This window comes from Brevibacillus sp. HB1.4B (genome assembly GCF_013284285.1).
Classification (GTDB): Bacteria; Bacillota; Bacilli; order Brevibacillales; family Brevibacillaceae; genus Brevibacillus; species Brevibacillus porteri.
On sequence record NZ_JABSUT010000011.1, the window covers coordinates 50,543 to 65,850 of the forward strand.

The following is a 15,308-nucleotide window of genomic DNA, read 5'->3' on the forward strand; positions in this document are numbered from 1 at the left end:
ACTACGTATTACTTATTTTTATAATCGTCAAGGTCGCTCCAGCCCCTGTCAGAAGGGTAGCTGATCCCAATAATCCAAACAGTTGCAGCGTGATTGTGGCTCCAGCGGTGAGAGGGGCGATGACGGTATTATTGAACGATGAAAGTGATACAGCTGGTGCGATGATAGTTGGCGTGTATGGCGTCCCATTTATCAAGATCCTCGAGCTAACCAGTAAGGCAGCTGTTGTATTAATGGAATACGAAATTAAATAGTTGCCTGCAGACGGAACTGTAAATACCGTATTGGCCATATTCACCGTAATGCCACCTGCTAACACCTGGTTGTTCGGTAGAGGGATATTCGTTCCTCCTAGGACTACTGCTATGAGAGCTCCTGAGGTGTTGGCCCCGAAGGCGTTGATGTTGGTGAAGACTGTACCTGTCGCTCCTGTGGGGCCGGTCTCTCCGGTGGCTCCGGTCGTTCCAGTCGTTCCAGTCGTTCCAGTCGTTCCAGTCGTTCCCGTGGCTCCGGTCGCTCCGGTGGCTCCGGTCGCTCCAGTCGTTCCGGTCGTTCCAGTCGTTCCAGTCGCTCCTGTTGTCCCAGTCGTTCCCGTCGTTCCGGTTGATCCAGTTGCTCCAGTCGCTCCAGTGGTTCCTGTTGTTCCTGTTGTTCCTGTTGTTCCTGTTGTTCCTGTTGTTCCTGTTGTTCCCGTGACTCCCGTTGACCCGGTCTCTCCGGTTGCTCCAGTTAACCCGGTTGCTCCGGTCGCTCCCGAGGTTCCAGTGGCTCCGGTTGATCCGGTCTCTCCCATTGCTCCGGTGGTTCCCGTGGCTCCCGTGGCTCCCGTGGCTCCCGTGGCTCCAGTGGCTCCGGTGGTTCCAGTGGCTCCGGTCGTTCCGGTTGATCCGGTGGCTCCAGTTGTTCCCGTGGCTCCTGTTGGTCCGGTCTCTCCGGTTGATCCAGTCTCTCCAGTGGCTCCGGTCTCTCCCGTGGCTCCAGTCTCTCCCGTTGATCCGGTGGTTCCAGTGGATCCAGTTACCCCAGTTGCTCCGGTGGCTCCTGTCGCTCCGGTCGCTCCGGTTGTTCCAGTCACTCCAGTCGTTCCAGTCGTCCCAGTCGCTCCAGTGGCTCCAGTCGTCCCAGTCGCTCCAGTGGCTCCAGTCGCTCCAGTTGCTCCTGTGGCTGCCGTCTCTCCAGTTGTTCCCGTGGCTCCGGTTGGTCCGGTCTCTCCGGTTAATCCAGTCTCTCCAGTGACTCCGGTCTCTCCCGTAGTTCCTGTTGCTCCAGTCACTCCGGTGGCTCCAGTCGCTCCCGTGGTTCCGGTCTCTCCAGTGGATCCAGTCGCTCCGGTTACTCCGGTCTCTCCCGTTGATCCTGTCGTTCCTGTGGCTGCCGTCTCTCCAGTTGTTCCCGTGGCTCCGGTTGGTCCGATCTCTCCGGTTAATCCAGTCTCTCCAGTGACTCCGGTCTCTCCCGTGGTTCCGGTCTTTCCAGTTGATCCAGTCGCTCCGGTTACTCCGGTCTCTCCCGTGGCTCCGGTGGTTCCAGTTGCTCCGGTGGCTCCAGTTGCTCCGGTGGCTCCGGTGGCTCCAGTCTCTCCCGTTGCTCCTGTCGTTCCTGTGGCTCCTGTGGCTCCTGTTGCTCCTGTCGTTCCTGTGGCTCCTGTTGGTCCGGTCGCTCCGGTTAATCCAGTCTCTCCAGTTGTTCCCGTGGCTCCGGTGGTTCCGGTGGCTCCAGTCGATCCGATCTCTCCGGTTATTCCCGTCGCTCCAGTCGCTCCAGTCGTTCCGGTTGTTCCGGTTGTTCCAGTGGTTCCGGTCTCTCCCGTGGTTCCGGTCTCTCCTGTTGATCCGGTTGATCCCGTGGTTCCCGTGGTTCCCGTTGCTCCAGTTGTTCCTGTGGCTCCTGTTGGACCAGTCTCTCCCGTTGATCCGGTGGCACCAGTCGCTCCAGTGGCTCCTGTCGTTCCTGTGGCTGCCGTCTCTCCAGTTGTTCCCGTGGCTCCGGTTGGTCCGGTCTCTCCACTTGATCCAGTTACCCCGGTTGCTCCGGTTGCTCCGGTCTCTCCGGTGGTTCCAGTCTCTCCAGTGGATCCAGTCGTTCCAGTCGTTCCAGTCGTTCCAGTCGTTCCAGTCGTTCCAGTCGTTCCAGTCGTTCCGGTCGTTCCAAGCTCTCCTGTGGTTCCGGTCTCTCCCGTTGATCCGGTGGTTCCAGTCGTTCCGGTGGCTCCGGTTGTTCCAGTCGTTCCGGTCGTTCCGGTCTCTCCAGTGGATCCAGTAGCTCCGATCTCTCCCGTTGATCCGGTGGCTCCGGTTGTTCCAGTTGCTCCCGTGGATCCTGTAGCTCCGGTGGTTCCGGTCGCTCCCGTTACTCCGGTCTCTCCCCTTGCTCCGGTTGGTCCGATCTCTCCGGTTGATCCGGTGGTTCCTGTTGTTCCTGTTGTTCCTGTTGTTCCTGTTGTTCCTGTTGTTCCTGTTGTTCCTGTTGATCCTGTTGATCCTGTTGATCCAGTCTCTCCCGTGGTTCCAGTGGCTCCTGTTGATCCTGTTGATCCAGTCTCTCCCGTGGTTCCAGTGGCTCCTGTTGATCCTGTTGATCCGGTCTCTCCTGTTGCTCCAGTGGTTCCAGTCGCTCCGGTTGATCCGGTTACTCCGGTGGATCCAGTGGTTCCCGTCTCTCCTGTTGCTCCAGTCGTTCCACTTGATCCGGTCTCTCCTGTTGATCCGGTGGCTCCGGTCGCTCCCGCTGTTCCCGTTTCTCCAGTTGTTCCAGTCGCTCCAGTCGCTCCAGTTACTCCGGTCTCTCCGGTGGATCCAGTGGTTCCCGTTGGTCCGGTGGCACCAGTTGATCCGGTAGCTCCGGTCTCTCCTGTTGCCCCCGTCACTCCAGTTGTCCCAGTCGCTCCCGTTGTTCCAGTTGCACCAGTTGCACCAGTCTCTCCAGTGGCTCCAGTCTCTCCAGTGGCTCCGGTTGATCCAGTCTCTCCCGTTGCTCCGGTGGTTCCAGTTGCTCCAGTTACTCCGGTCTCTCCCGTTGCCCCAGTCACTCCGGTTGATCCCGTAGTTCCAGTTGCTCCTGTTGATCCCGGTGATCCCGGTGATCCAGTCACTCCGGTTGATCCGGTTGCTCCGGTCGTTCCAGTCGCTCCAGTCGCTCCAGTCGTTCCAGTCGTTCCGGTTGTTCCAGTGGTTCCAGTGGTTCCAGTGGTTCCAGTGGTTCCAGTGGTTCCAGTGGTTCCAGTGGTTCCAGTGGTTCCAGTGGTTCCAGTGGTTCCGGTTACTCCGGTCGCTCCCGTGGTTCCGGTCTCTCCTGTTGATCCGGTTGATCCCGTGGTTCCCGTTGCTCCAGTTGTTCCTGTGGCTCCTGTTGGACCGGTCTCTCCAGTGGATCCGGTCTCTCCAGTGGATCCGGTCTCTCCAGTGGCTCCAGTGGCTCCGGTGGCTCCAGTCGATCCGGTGGATCCGGTCTCTCCGGTGGCTCCAGTCTCTCCGGTGGTTCCAGTCGATCCAGTCTCTCCAGTCGCTCCAGTCTCTCCAGTCGCTCCAGTCATTCCAGTCGTTCCAATCATTCCAGTCGTTCCGGTCGTTCCGGTCGTTCCGGTCATTCCGGTGGTTCCAGTGGTTCCAGTGGTTCCAGTTAATCCGGTCTCTCCCGTGGATCCAGTTGCTCCGGTTGATCCAGTCGATCCGGTGGTTCCGGTGGTTCCGGTCTCTCCCGTTGCTCCGGTGGCTCCAGTCGCTCCCGTTGCTCCTGTCGTTCCTGTGGCTCCTGTTGGTCCGGTCTCTCCGGTTAATCCAGTCTCTCCAGTGGATCCAGTCGCGCCTGTGACTCCGGTCTCTCCGGTTGATCCAGTCGCTCCCGTTGCTCCGGTGGTGCCAGTGGATCCCGTGGATCCTGTAGCTCCGATGGTTCCGGTCTCTCCCGTTACTCCGGTGGTTCCAGTCGATCCAGTGGATCCAGTGGATCCAGTCGCTCCGGTTACTCCGGTCTCTCCCGTTGATCCTGTCGTTCCTGTGGCTGCCGTCTCTCCAGTTGTTCCCGTTGCTCCGGTTGGTCCGATCTCTCCGGTTGATCCAGTCACTCCGGTGGTTCCGGTGGTTCCGGTCTCTCCAGTTGCTCCAGTTGATCCGGTGGCTCCAGTCGCTCCAGTGGCTCCGGTGGTTCCAGTTGATCCCGTTGATCCGGTAGCTCCAGTGGTTCCGGTTTCTCCAGTCGCTCCCGTTGCTCCGGTGGTTCCGGTTTCTCCAGTCGCTCCCGTTGCTCCGGTTGATCCGGTCGCTCCGGTCGCTCCCGTCTCTCCTGTTGCTCCAGTCGTTCCACTTGATCCGGTCTCTCCTGTTGATCCGGTGGCTCCGGTCGCTCCCGTTGTTCCCGTTTCTCCAGTGGCTCCGGTCTCTCCGGTCACTCCCGCTGTTCCCGTTGCTCCAGTCGCTCCAGTTACTCCGGTCTCTCCGGTTGATCCAGTGGTTCCCGTTGGTCCGGTGGCACCAGTTGATCCGGTAGCTCCTGTTGCTCCAGTCGTTCCACTTGATCCGGTCTCTCCTGTTGATCCGATGGCTCCGGTCTCTCCCGTTGTTCCCGTTTCTCCAGTGGCTCCGGTCTCTCCGGTCACTCCCGCTGTTCCCGTTGCTCCAGTCGCTCCAGTTACTCCGGTCTCTCCAGTTGTTCCGGTCTCTCCGGTCTCTCCCCTTGATCCGGTTGATCCGGTCGCTCCCGCTGTTCCCGTTTCTCCTGTTGTTCCAGTCGCTCCGGTGGATCCAGTCGTTCCAGTTGCTCCGGTCTCTCCCGTTGCCCCAGTCGATCCAGTCGATCCCGTCGGTCCAGTTGATCCGGTTTCTCCAGTCGCTCCGGTGGTTCCAGTGGCTCCAGTACCTCCCGTTGATCCGGTGGTTCCAGTTGATCCCGTTACTCCAGTCGCTCCCGTGGTTCCAGTGGCTCCGGTTGATCCAGTTGAACCGGACGCTCCCGTTGCCCCCGTCTCTCCTGTTGCTCCGGTGGCTCCTGTCTCTCCGGCTGCCCCGGTCTCTCCAGTTACTCCCGTGGTTCCGGTGGTTCCAGTCTCTCCCGTCGGACCTCTCGCCCCGGTAGCTCCGCTTGGTCCCCTCGGTCCACTAACTCCTGTTGCTCCAGTTGCTCCAGTTGCTCCCGTCGGTCCAGTTGGCCCTGTTGGCCCCGTAACCCTCTTTACCGGACATTCAGAAGCATCCAGCACCGCTTCCAGCTTCTGTTGCAAAAGCAGGTCTTGCTTTGTCGTTGCTTCGAGCATGTCCCGCACACTCTTGTTTAACGCGAGCAAATCCGAAATGGTGGCTCCTGGTCCAGATAGCCCGGGAATTGTCCCGAGTGCATACTGAATTTTTTCAGCTTCCGCATTTAAAATATGACTAAGCCCCAACTCTTCCATAGCTAAAGAAGACAACATTAAATTGAGCGCATCGTCACGCCCTATCTGAATAGTCGGGGTGATATTCGGTATATTTGGAAATGACATGATTCTCCTCCTCTTTGAAAAGGATGTTTCCCCTCCCTCATGAGTTGTTACACAAGAAGCCGTGGCATACTGTTTTCCCAATCACCTGAAAAAGTATTGGACAAAAAGAACGTCACTTACAGACAACTACGAGAAAATAGAAGGAGAAAGGAAACCGTTGCTCATTCATTAGAGGAATCAATACGAGGAGTAATCGTTATTGAAGTGCTTTACGAAACCATAAACGGGGTCTTTGTTTTCATTCATCCTCTTCCTCCAAAAAAGAAGCCATCCCCCTTAATCTAAAAAGGGATTCCAACAAACTGACATGCAGCTCTTACCAGTAACGGATGGAGAATCTCCTTCTTTAATCAACGGGGATCGATTCCATTTTTGTAGAGAAGACCCGTGCAAATAACAATTTTCCAAATACAATACCTACAACCAAGAAGGAGTATAGCCATCTACTGTTCTACCCAATCCAGTTGCTCCAGTTTTGCAAAATAAGCTTCGTTGTACGCTACACTTGGATGCGTCGGGTAATACAGCTTTGCCATGTCGTGATGAATTTTTGCCTTTCGTTGATCCCCGATCCGATCGTAGCAGTAGCATAGTTGTATATGCGGCAGCCACGTCCATGCTGATTCATCTACCTTCCCCATGGAACCTTGTGGCCGCTCCAATAATGTCGCTTGCCGGTACCAATAAATGGCCTTCGGGAAATCCTGCTTCTCCACAAAAAAAGCCCCCATCCTGCAGCAAATCTCCGCACGCGGAAGGTCAATCGCGAGTGTCTTGGTCAAAGATTGAATCTGTTTTTCAGGTTGCTTCAAGTGAGCGTAACACTCTGACTGCTTCTGACACGCCCATATTTGATCCTCGATCCAACCCAAACCTCCGTCCAAAAACAACTGATACTGCTCAGCCGCCTCTTCGTACCTCGCATGATCGAACAATTCATTTGCAAAATAAAATTGGTCACGCGGATCAAAAACTTCGCCTTCTTCCTTGCGCCTTACATAGATTTGCAAATTCCGGTCTGTATACGGCTTATTTTTTTCGTGAGTAATGGCGATTTCACTGTGCAGAATTTCCCCCGCGACAGCCAAATACTCATGGACCGCCCCATGCCAAACAAAGTTACACTTCCGTCTGACGAGGCGATTTCTTCGCAAATAGTGAACGGGCTTCCCTCGCTCATCTACCATTAAGTGGTACGGCATCGAGACACTGTCGTAATCAAAATTGTCCAAGGCCTTCAGTGCTGCAAATCGTTCCCGATCCACTTCCAAAAGCACATCATCCGCATCCAGCCAAAAAATGTACGTCATCTTGGCTTGCGCAAAAGCAAAGTTACGAGCTGCTGAAAAATCGTCCACCCAGGTAAAATCAAACAGATGTGCACCATAGGTCAATGCAATTTCTTTGGTTCGATCGGTCGACCCTGTATCCACAATGATGATTTCATCCACCAAATCGTAGACCGTCGACAAGCATCGACCGAGTGATTCTTCCTCATCCCGAACGATCATGCACAAGCTAACCGTGAACATGCAGATCGCCCCCTCCCCAGAAAATCATTTTCTCAACATCCTATTTCCTTCCTTCCCCCTTTATGTATCCGTACTTTCATAACCATCACCTCGCACGAATATGGTGTAACAATATGTTCTGACAACACCGAAAAGAAGGTGATCATCCGAATGAGCCCGCCTCTCCTTTCCCTATGCATGATCGTCAAAGACGAAGCAGACCAGATCGAAGCTTGTCTGTCCAGCGTGCATATGGTGGTAGACGAGATCATTGTTGTCGATACAGGATCAACCGATGGTACACAGGATATTTGTCGGAAATACGGAGCGAAAGTTCTGGAGATTCCTTGGGAAAACAGCTTTGCGAAAGCGAGAAACGCCGGAATGCAGGTTGCCAAGGGAGAGTGGATTTTATGGCTGGATGCGGATGAAATCGTACAGGAAGAAAAAACGGGGGTGCTTCGTCAGGCTGTGAGCGCGAGCAAAGGCGACGCCTTTTTTATGAAAATGATCCATTACACTGGATCGCAAAAGGTGCAAGCTTCGCACCACTCCGCCTTCCTCTCCGGGCAAATCCGCTTATTTCGTAACAAAAAAGGGTTCCGATTTGTGCGAGACATTCACGAAGTGCTTCAATGGCCGACCACCGTTTCTAGGGATCTCGCCGTCCCTTTGCTACCTGTACATATCCACCATCTCGGATATACGGAAGCTGCCGTTCAACGAAAACAAAAAGCTTTGCGCAACTTGAGGCTCTTACGTCACGAAAGAAAGCAATCCAAACAAGACCCATGGTGCGATTACCATCTTGCAAACGAATTTTTTCGCGCTAAACAATTGGAGCATGCATTTACACTAGTGAATCAAGCAATAAAAGGCTTTTTGACCACCAAACAACCTCCCCCGTCTATTTGCTACAAGCTGAAATTCGATATTCTTTTCCAGCATGGCAGTATGCGCGGAGCATGGCCGGGGATTGCACGAGCTATTCAAATCTACCCCAATTACGTAGACCTTCATTTTTACAAAGGCGTTTTCCTGATGGAGCATGGTCTGTATGCCGAGGCGATAAAGGCTTTCGAGTATTGCTTAGAGATCGGGGACAATCAGTGGGAGCATTTTAGTGAGCAAGGAATGGGGAGCTTTTACGCTTTTCACTTTTTGGGACGATGCATGGAGCGCATGGGCAAGGCACATGAATCCCTTGTCTACGATTACACAGCAAGCTCCCTGCATGCTTCGCACTTCGCACAAAAGCGAGAGGTGGTGCTATGAGCGTGAAAACAAGTGTGCTAATCGGAAGTCCAGTTTGTCAGAAACCAGATGTTCTCCGGATGTTTTTGTTTTCGTTAGAAAGGCTATCGACCTCAAACTTGACGTTGCACTATTTGTTCGTAGATGACAATACCGATCCACTATCGAGCAAAATTCTTCAAAACTTTGCAGAAAAACACACGGGACAGGTCGACATTATCCCCGCTGCTGGTAGCCTGCATCCTTACACATGCGATGAAACGACCCACTACTGGAGCGACGCACTCGTCTGGAAGGTCGGTGGATTCAAGGACGAAATCATCTCCCGCGCCAAACTCCATGATTACGACGCCCTCTTCCTCATTGATTCGGATTTGCTTCTCCAGCCAACTACTTTGGAAGTTTTGCTCGCTTCTGAAAAAGAGATCATATCTGAAATCTTCTGGACGAGCTGGACACCAGATACTGTCCCCGTCCCACAGGTGTGGCTCAAAGACGAATACACCCAATTCGAATGCGCACGCCATGAACAAATTTCCTTAGAAGAACAATACTTGCGGAAGTACGCTTTCTACGGACAACTCCGTGTCCCCGGCGTATATGAGGTAGGTGGTTTAGGGGCTTGCACCCTCATTCGCAGAAAAGCGCTGCAGGCTGGTGTCAGCTTTAAGCAAATTCCAAATCTGAGCTTCTGGGGCGAGGACCGTCATTTCTGCATCCGGGCTCAGGCTTTGGGTTTGTCCCTTTTTGTGGATACACACCATCCCGCTTTTCATCTCTATCGGGAGAGTGACTTTGCGGAAGCGCGAACCTGGATGAAGCAAATCTACGGCTCCGCTCCTTTACGCGTCAAAACCACTCGCTCGCCTGTCGTCAACAATACAATCCCCCTTGGAAACTGAACCATTATATGGTATATTCTTTCCACGTCTATTTGGATGGAAAGGTACGGTAACTACGTATGCCAACAACTACTTTGTAATGGCCTAAAAAACTGGATAGCTGGCCCTTCGGAAAACAAACTGTTTTTCGCACAGGTGCAGTCTGCCCTTTTTTCCCATTACAAAGGAACGTAACGAAATCTGTAGGTGTTTATCCTAACGGAGGTTCGCTATGGGGAATCTCCGTTTTTTTGTGTCCAAAAAACAGGCCTGCCCTACAGGACATCCAAATAGCAGGTGCGTTCCTTTCACTTTTTACACGAGGTGAAGGACCATGCATATCATCGAGCATACGTGGGTTTTACGTGAAAATCATGAAAATCAGCCAGTGCGGCGACATTGCAGCAATTGCGGGCGAATCGTTCTCTTTTTCGATACCAACATCCGCCGCCACAACGCTAACGGCAAAAACATCTATCGCTTCGCTATCTATAAATGCGAAAAAAATCATACATGGAACGAAAAGCTAGCCATCTACAAAGCCTTTACGGATCATCGGGAGGTGCCAGATACGGAGTTTAGTGAAGAAATCGCGCCGCTGCCTACTCTCCCCTTGCATGAATACCAGGAAAAGGGCGTTCAGGAAGTGACGATTCGGATTGAGCGCGCAGAAGCTCGGTTCAGACTCGACAAGCTGCTGTCTGAACAGATAGAAGGCTGGAGCCGCAGTGAGATTGTCCGCAAGATCAAGGACGGGCATATTCGTCTGAATGAGCAGGAGACGAAGCCAAGCGCTGTATTGAGTGCAGCGGATATCGTTCAAATTTTGATTGAGTAAAAGTATGTATAGAAAAGTCGCAGACGGGATCTGCGGCTTTTTCTTTTATTTCTTTAATACGACCATTTTTCTCGACTCGTCCCACTCCACTTGCAATCCAAGTAAGGCAGCCAGCTCTCTTGTTTTCGCAAAAGTAGTTCCCTGGTCGTTTACATAGGAGACTTCCTGTCCGTTCACGGTCACTTTTTGCGTGGAAGGCTCCCATTCCACTGCTCCACCCACTGCCTCCGCAATCATTCGGATGGGTACATAGGATACATCATCGATTAATTTTCCAGTGGAAGTAAGTCTCAGCTCAACTGCGCACTTATCCACATCAGGCTGTGGTTTTTGTGGATAAGCTGTGAGAAACCTGTGGACATCCTGTTGAAACTTTGCCCATGCGTCCTTCGCTGACATTCCCGTATATGTTTGAGCGGTCGTATTGACGACAAAAAAGGCCGGACAGTTTTTCCCCGTAATGTCGTAATGACGCCACAGGTGCTCGACTCCCCAGCCATGTCGTTTCAAGATATCCGCAGTCAGTGCCACTGTTTGCTCGTACATTTTCTCATAGCTTCCATCTGCATTGACGCACATTTCAATCCCAATCGTGCAGTTGTTCGGGTAGTTGCTCAATTTGGTCAAGGCGGCCTGTGAATAAGTTTTCGCCCCGACGTGGTAGCCCATCTCGTCCTCGGGCAGACAGCGAATGATTTGTTTGTCGTCTACAATGTAGTGTGCGCTCGCGACTGTCGTTGGTCTGTTGAAGTAGTTTCGGTTGGCGGCGGCATTTGCACCGCTGCGTTCGTTAGCCGTCCAGTGGATGACGACTCCTTTTGGGACGATTTTCTTTTTCGGGCGGGAATTTTCGTTGGTCAGAAGCATCTCGGTGATTTTCATAGTTTACTAGGACTCCTTTCGTTTGGCTCGCTCAGCCTTTGCCTTGATTTCGGCACTGACTAATTTCTCGACGGATTTGGGCATCGGCCAGCCTGCGCGGTGGGCATTGGCGGTCAGGCTTGTCCAGGTGTGGTAGATGAGGCCGAAGGTGACGCCGTAGAATAAGAAGCCTGGTGTACCCATGACGCGGTCTAGGAGGTTGGCTACGGCTGGTAGGGCCATGAGGAATAGAGTGCGTGGGATTCGGGATAGGCCGTAGTCGGATGAGTAGGATTGGTCTTTTTTGGCGGCGGAGATGCCTGTGATCCAGTCGAGAGCGATTAGGAAGAAGAGGACAATTAGGATGTCTTGGCGGTTGATGCCGTATAGATAGTGAAAGGCGGGCGACACGATTGCACCGGTTGTTGTCGCCCAGGCGTTTGCTGGGGTTGCGATGCTTTCTAGGTTGTGTAGGGGTTTCATAAGTTCGTACCTCCTCGCCCCTTGGGGGAACAAAAATAGCCCCGTTAGTTACGGGGCTGACTCAAATTCTCTGTGTATTAAATTTTTGTAGTTTAATAATCTTGGTTGGTAATTTGCTTGAATTCCTCTGGCGTGATTTCTCCAAAAGGATTGGATGTAGTCTTTACAGCAAATCGCAGCTTATCTGCTGTGACCCACTTCATGCTAAATGCCAACTCCCAAAATGCCATCACTTAGCACCTCCTTTTAATTGGATGAGCTCAAGCTTAACTTGGGCTAGCTGTTCGCCCATTGTTTGGATTAACTCATCCTTTTGGATGTTGCTAATTTTGATTGAGGAGAGCTCCTGTCCCATTGTCATAACAGGGTCTCGCTCTTGTTTTTGCCTGATTTGCGATATCGGAGCTATGTTCTGTGTTTTGATCAATCGAATGCACCCCCGTAACCATTTAATCTGACGCGCTCTGTTGCTGTTCCTTTAGCAATTACTACCCATAAATTGATCGCCCAATTTGCAGCAGTCTTCGTTTTATTCGTAAAAAGATAACCACGGTTCCCCTTTACAGCGCCCGTGCAATCTTCCCATGTCGGCACATCATCCAATGCATTGTTGCAGACCTTTACACTTTCGATGGAGGCACCTTCCGGGATGTACTTCTCCAGCGTTACGAGTACCCGCTGCGGCATACCGTCCAGAATGAAATGCCCCTGTACATCTGGGCTGTTGAAGTTGAGCTTGAATTCGATATGTGATTCTGTTCGGGTAAATGTGTAAATCCGTTCAGAAGAGATTCCCGCTCTATCAGTAGCAACTATCTTGATTTGATGTTGCACGTCTAATTTAAGGCGAAGCCACGCGTCATAGCTGATTTCAAAAGTGTACTGCTGCCCTGGCACACCCGTAAACGACCTGATTTGTTTCCCGTTCAGATACTCGCTAAAAGTGAAAGTATTACCCTCTGGATCGGTGGCAGAATAGTTCACCGTTGGAGGCTGTATGAAAACGCCGAGTTCTTTGTCTTCGCCATCGATTACCGGAGGACGATTCCAAACGACCTTGAAGTTCCGAATGACCTCCAAGCTCTCACCCTGTTTGTTGTCCTCGGCCCACACAATTAGGTGATGGTCAGTGTTCTCGGCAAGATCAACGCCTGTGATGTCTGTATCTACGAGGTAAATCCGCTTGTTGCGATAAGTCAAACTTTTGTCAAACAAAATAGGTGTGCTACCATCCGATATGCTTGATGCAGCCGCCTGAACAGGTCCTTTATTGATTTTGTACCATACAGTGATTACGTTTCCTGCGTCCTCGTCTTTTGACTGACCCACTACTTGGAGAGTTGAGTTTTCGGTCAAAGTCTGATTGTCAGGCGTGTCCAGTGTAACGACAGGACGTTTGTTGAGGTTCAGGACACCCCGATATTTTACCTCGCCAGCCGCTTGATAAAACGTCGATGGAATGCTGAAATCTGTTTGGAAGGACTGGTCATAGCACGTTGCTGGATTGGTGCCTTTACCGTCCACAAACGGACCGCTGAATGATGTGAACTCGTTGCTGGACTCAATCCGCTTGATGTAACCGCCATCTTCGTAGGTAATGATCAGCTTGCCGTTTTTATCGCTGGTGATACTCGCGTTTCTACCTGTAACGAGCTTCTTGGGTGTTGGTAGCCAGTTTGCGCCGTCTACTGAGTTACTGTACCTGATCCATGGGTTAACGGTGTCGCTGGAGTCTGTTCCGTGCCATGAAACGTGCAGCTTGCCATTTGGTGTAGTACATACATCTGGACTTGACTGAGTTTGGGGTACGTTTGTAGTAAAAATAGATTTACTTCCGAATGCGGTTCCATTCCAGTAATATCCAAAGATTAATGATGTTGAAGCGTTAGTCCAGTCAACAATGATACATGGACTTCCGTTTGGTAAAGTTGCTACGGTTGGATTTTTTAAATTTGAGGAAGAATTGTTTTGAATCCCAAGTTGATGAACAGTACTCGGCTTCCCCAGCGTTCCGTCCTGCAAAATTGGCACAGAACCAGCACGAATGTTATTACTGTATGGATAAATAGCGGTTGTACCCGACGTTGCCCACCATAAGTTGGTGCCGTCTGGGGTGGTGAAAATAGAACCACCACCGGAAGGACCTTGCATAGTGTCGACAGTAGTGACAAGTTGATTGTGCGGTGCTATGACGTCGAAATGAACAATGGACGTGTATGAGTTATATAACGTCAGTACATAAACTCTGGTCCCCTTGCATGTTAGTGCAAACTTCACTGGGTTCGCGTTAGTAACGTCAGTCAACGATAACCATGTATTACCATTATTCTGCGACTTGTATACTCTTATCGCTGTTCCACTTTGATGTACCGCTCCTACCAACCATCCGTTGCTCAACCGGACAGGCCGAGCCATTTTCGAAACTAAGAAAGCCGACGATACTACGTTCACTGGAACATATAGTTTGCCATCTTCTTGCTGGATCGTGAAGTTCCGTTTCACCATGGCAGAATCATCCAAACCATCGTATGCCCACACTTGGATAGATGTTGTCTCCGTTGGCAATAAACCCGAAACCTCTTTCTGCCCTTCCCAGAAACGCCCCTGGGAGTATGTCAGCGTCTTGGAAAACGACAGTAGATTCACGCCGTCAGTCGTGCCTACAGGTATACTCTGCGTTGGCCCTCCAGCTATGGAATATTTGACAGACAGAACGTTTCCAACGTCTGCATCGGATACGGTGCCCTCCAGCTTGTAAGTGCTACCTTCCACCAATGTCTGATTATCAGAAGGAAACGTAAGCGTGACAGTTGGAGGAGTGTTGGACATTGGCTCCAAGACCAAAGAAAAATATGACCCTTGTGTATTCGTGCCTGTAGTCATTCCTGCAGAACCAGCATTTAAGTTTCTCGTTTGATACAAGTACCTTCCTGCTAAGTTCACCGAATATCCATTTAAGAAATTCTTGTAAAACATTTGACTAGCGTACATAGGATTGAATGTATAACTGTTGCTACTAGCCATAACAAGCCCGGTCATTAGGTTATTGTCCGTGTCCGTTACAATGTCAAACTCTGGGTAGAACACATGTGTGCCAGTGTAGTAAGCAATCGAGAAATGTTTTATAGACTTTACATTTCTATATACCATACCGATATCCGTCGTGCTCGCTGGCGCTCCGGTCGTATACTTCAAGGGTAAGTCGTTTCCAGTCAACTTTTTATAAAAGACATAAATAGAAAAACCCATGTTTGTTTTTTTCGATGTGAGTATAGACCAACCGTTTTCAGGTGTTGCTGTAGCGTCGGAATAATTAATAGAACTGTATACGAATACGTAGTCGCCGGCAATTGCTCCGTCAGGCATTTTTGTAGCGTGTTCATGAAATCCCGATACTCCCTGAGAAACATAATCGGTTGTAATGTGCTCAACTTGTTTCTTGTTCGTCGAAGGGATTGTGTAGTCAACGACCAAGGTTGGTCGATAGTGGGACTGCGGGTCGTTGGGTCTGTAAATTACCCGACTGTTAGTTTGTATTTCACTCTCGTTCTTGAGCATGATTCCGTAATTCGGATATCTATTGTCCACGAACTCTTGGACAATTGGCGTAACGTCAACCTCTTGATACACATAACTCCCTGCTATTCCCGCGGTTCTGGTTGCCGGAGTTGGGTTATACCGTGGGGACGTGTCCCAAGTTACCCTTTGTGGAATAGCTTGGTCTAATCTGTGCGCGGCTATATGACCTCCGGCGTATCCGTTGTATTGCATCAACTTAATTGTCGCTTTGTCAATTATCGCGTTGTTAGGAACCTTGCCGAAATTGCTATTAAACAATATCCTACGGATGTCAGGTCCGCCATCTAATAACATGTTGCTGCGGTCAACCATCGTAGTAGTAGGCTCTTTGCTACTTATGTCGGCAGCGAACAAATAGTCATTCCAGTTTATTTCTACGCGAGGCACTAAATATCACTCCTTTGTAAGTCACCAACAAGATTTCTGAC

Annotated in this window: 10 protein-coding genes; 3 read left to right on the forward strand and 7 right to left on the reverse strand. The window is 51.2% G+C overall.

The window, feature by feature from the left end:
* Window position 1: 1 nt before the first annotated feature.
* Together HP398_RS23800 and HP398_RS23805 are read right to left on the reverse strand one after the other, a co-directional pair.
* Window positions 2–5,473: an alpha-helical endospore appendage domain-containing protein gene (locus tag HP398_RS23800; RefSeq protein WP_173623822.1), complete on the reverse strand. Its 5,472-nt coding sequence runs from the start codon at window positions 5,471–5,473 to the stop codon at window positions 2–4.
* 443 nt (window positions 5,474–5,916) lie between these two features.
* On the reverse strand, window positions 5,917–7,005 hold the full coding sequence (locus HP398_RS23805) for a glycosyltransferase family 2 protein (RefSeq protein ID WP_017251839.1): 1,089 nt from the start codon (window positions 7,003–7,005) through the stop codon (window positions 5,917–5,919).
* Window positions 7,006–7,155: 150 nt separating this feature from the next.
* Between HP398_RS23805 and HP398_RS23810 the strand changes: the two genes are divergently transcribed.
* The 3 genes from HP398_RS23810 (at window position 7,156) to HP398_RS23820 (ending at window position 9,957) form a co-directional block, all read left to right on the forward strand.
* Window positions 7,156–8,259, forward strand: a complete 1,104-nt coding sequence (locus HP398_RS23810; RefSeq protein WP_173623823.1) for a glycosyltransferase family 2 protein — start codon at window positions 7,156–7,158, stop codon at window positions 8,257–8,259.
* Window positions 8,256–9,140, forward strand: a complete 885-nt coding sequence (locus HP398_RS23815; protein ID WP_017251837.1) for a hypothetical protein — start codon at window positions 8,256–8,258, stop codon at window positions 9,138–9,140. Before HP398_RS23810 ends, HP398_RS23815 begins: the two co-directional genes overlap by 4 nt.
* Window positions 9,141–9,453: 313 nt before the next feature.
* The gene (locus HP398_RS23820) at window positions 9,454–9,957 is read left to right on the forward strand and encodes a S4 domain-containing protein (RefSeq protein WP_173623824.1); all 504 of its coding nucleotides are present in this window, start codon (window positions 9,454–9,456) and stop codon (window positions 9,955–9,957) included.
* A 45-nt stretch (window positions 9,958–10,002) separates the two neighbouring features.
* On the opposite strand, the gene HP398_RS23825 is transcribed toward HP398_RS23820, so the two are convergent.
* The 5 genes from HP398_RS23825 to HP398_RS23845 form a co-directional block, all read right to left on the reverse strand.
* Window positions 10,003–10,839, reverse strand: a complete 837-nt coding sequence (locus tag HP398_RS23825; RefSeq protein ID WP_173623825.1) for an N-acetylmuramoyl-L-alanine amidase — start codon at window positions 10,837–10,839, stop codon at window positions 10,003–10,005.
* A gap of 6 nt (window positions 10,840–10,845) precedes the next feature.
* Window positions 10,846–11,301, reverse strand: coding sequence for a phage holin family protein (locus HP398_RS23830; RefSeq protein WP_173623826.1), 456 nt, complete (start codon window positions 11,299–11,301; stop codon window positions 10,846–10,848).
* 92 nt (window positions 11,302–11,393) lie between these two features.
* Entirely contained in the window at window positions 11,394–11,531 is a 138-nt protein-coding gene (locus HP398_RS23835; protein ID WP_173623827.1) for an XkdX family protein, read from the reverse strand.
* Complete coding sequence (locus HP398_RS23840; protein ID WP_217368853.1) at window positions 11,531–11,728, reverse strand: XkdW family protein; 198 nt, start codon at window positions 11,726–11,728, stop codon at window positions 11,531–11,533. The genes HP398_RS23835 and HP398_RS23840 overlap by 1 nt, the downstream gene beginning before the upstream one ends.
* Entirely contained in the window at window positions 11,725–15,267 is a 3,543-nt protein-coding gene (locus HP398_RS23845; protein ID WP_173623828.1) for a DNRLRE domain-containing protein, read from the reverse strand. The genes HP398_RS23840 and HP398_RS23845 overlap by 4 nt, the downstream gene beginning before the upstream one ends.
* Window positions 15,268–15,308 lie beyond the last annotated feature (41 nt).

Excerpts from the sequence above, each read along its gene's own strand:
- HP398_RS23820 (WP_173623824.1), top strand. The coding sequence starts at position 9,454 with ATGCATATCATCGAGCATACGTGGGTTTTACGTGAAAATCATGAAAAT.
- HP398_RS23805 (WP_017251839.1), bottom strand. The coding sequence starts at position 7,005 with ATGTTCACGGTTAGCTTGTGCATGATCGTTCGGGATGAGGAAGAATCA.
- HP398_RS23825 (WP_173623825.1), bottom strand. The coding sequence starts at position 10,839 with ATGAAAATCACCGAGATGCTTCTGACCAACGAAAATTCCCGCCCGAAA.
- HP398_RS23800 (WP_173623822.1), bottom strand. The coding sequence starts at position 5,473 with ATGTCATTTCCAAATATACCGAATATCACCCCGACTATTCAGATAGGG.
- HP398_RS23810 (WP_173623823.1), top strand. The coding sequence starts at position 7,156 with ATGAGCCCGCCTCTCCTTTCCCTATGCATGATCGTCAAAGACGAAGCA.
- HP398_RS23815 (WP_017251837.1), top strand. The coding sequence starts at position 8,256 with ATGAGCGTGAAAACAAGTGTGCTAATCGGAAGTCCAGTTTGTCAGAAA.
- HP398_RS23830 (WP_173623826.1), bottom strand. The coding sequence starts at position 11,301 with ATGAAACCCCTACACAACCTAGAAAGCATCGCAACCCCAGCAAACGCC.
- HP398_RS23835 (WP_173623827.1), bottom strand. The coding sequence starts at position 11,531 with ATGGCATTTTGGGAGTTGGCATTTAGCATGAAGTGGGTCACAGCAGAT.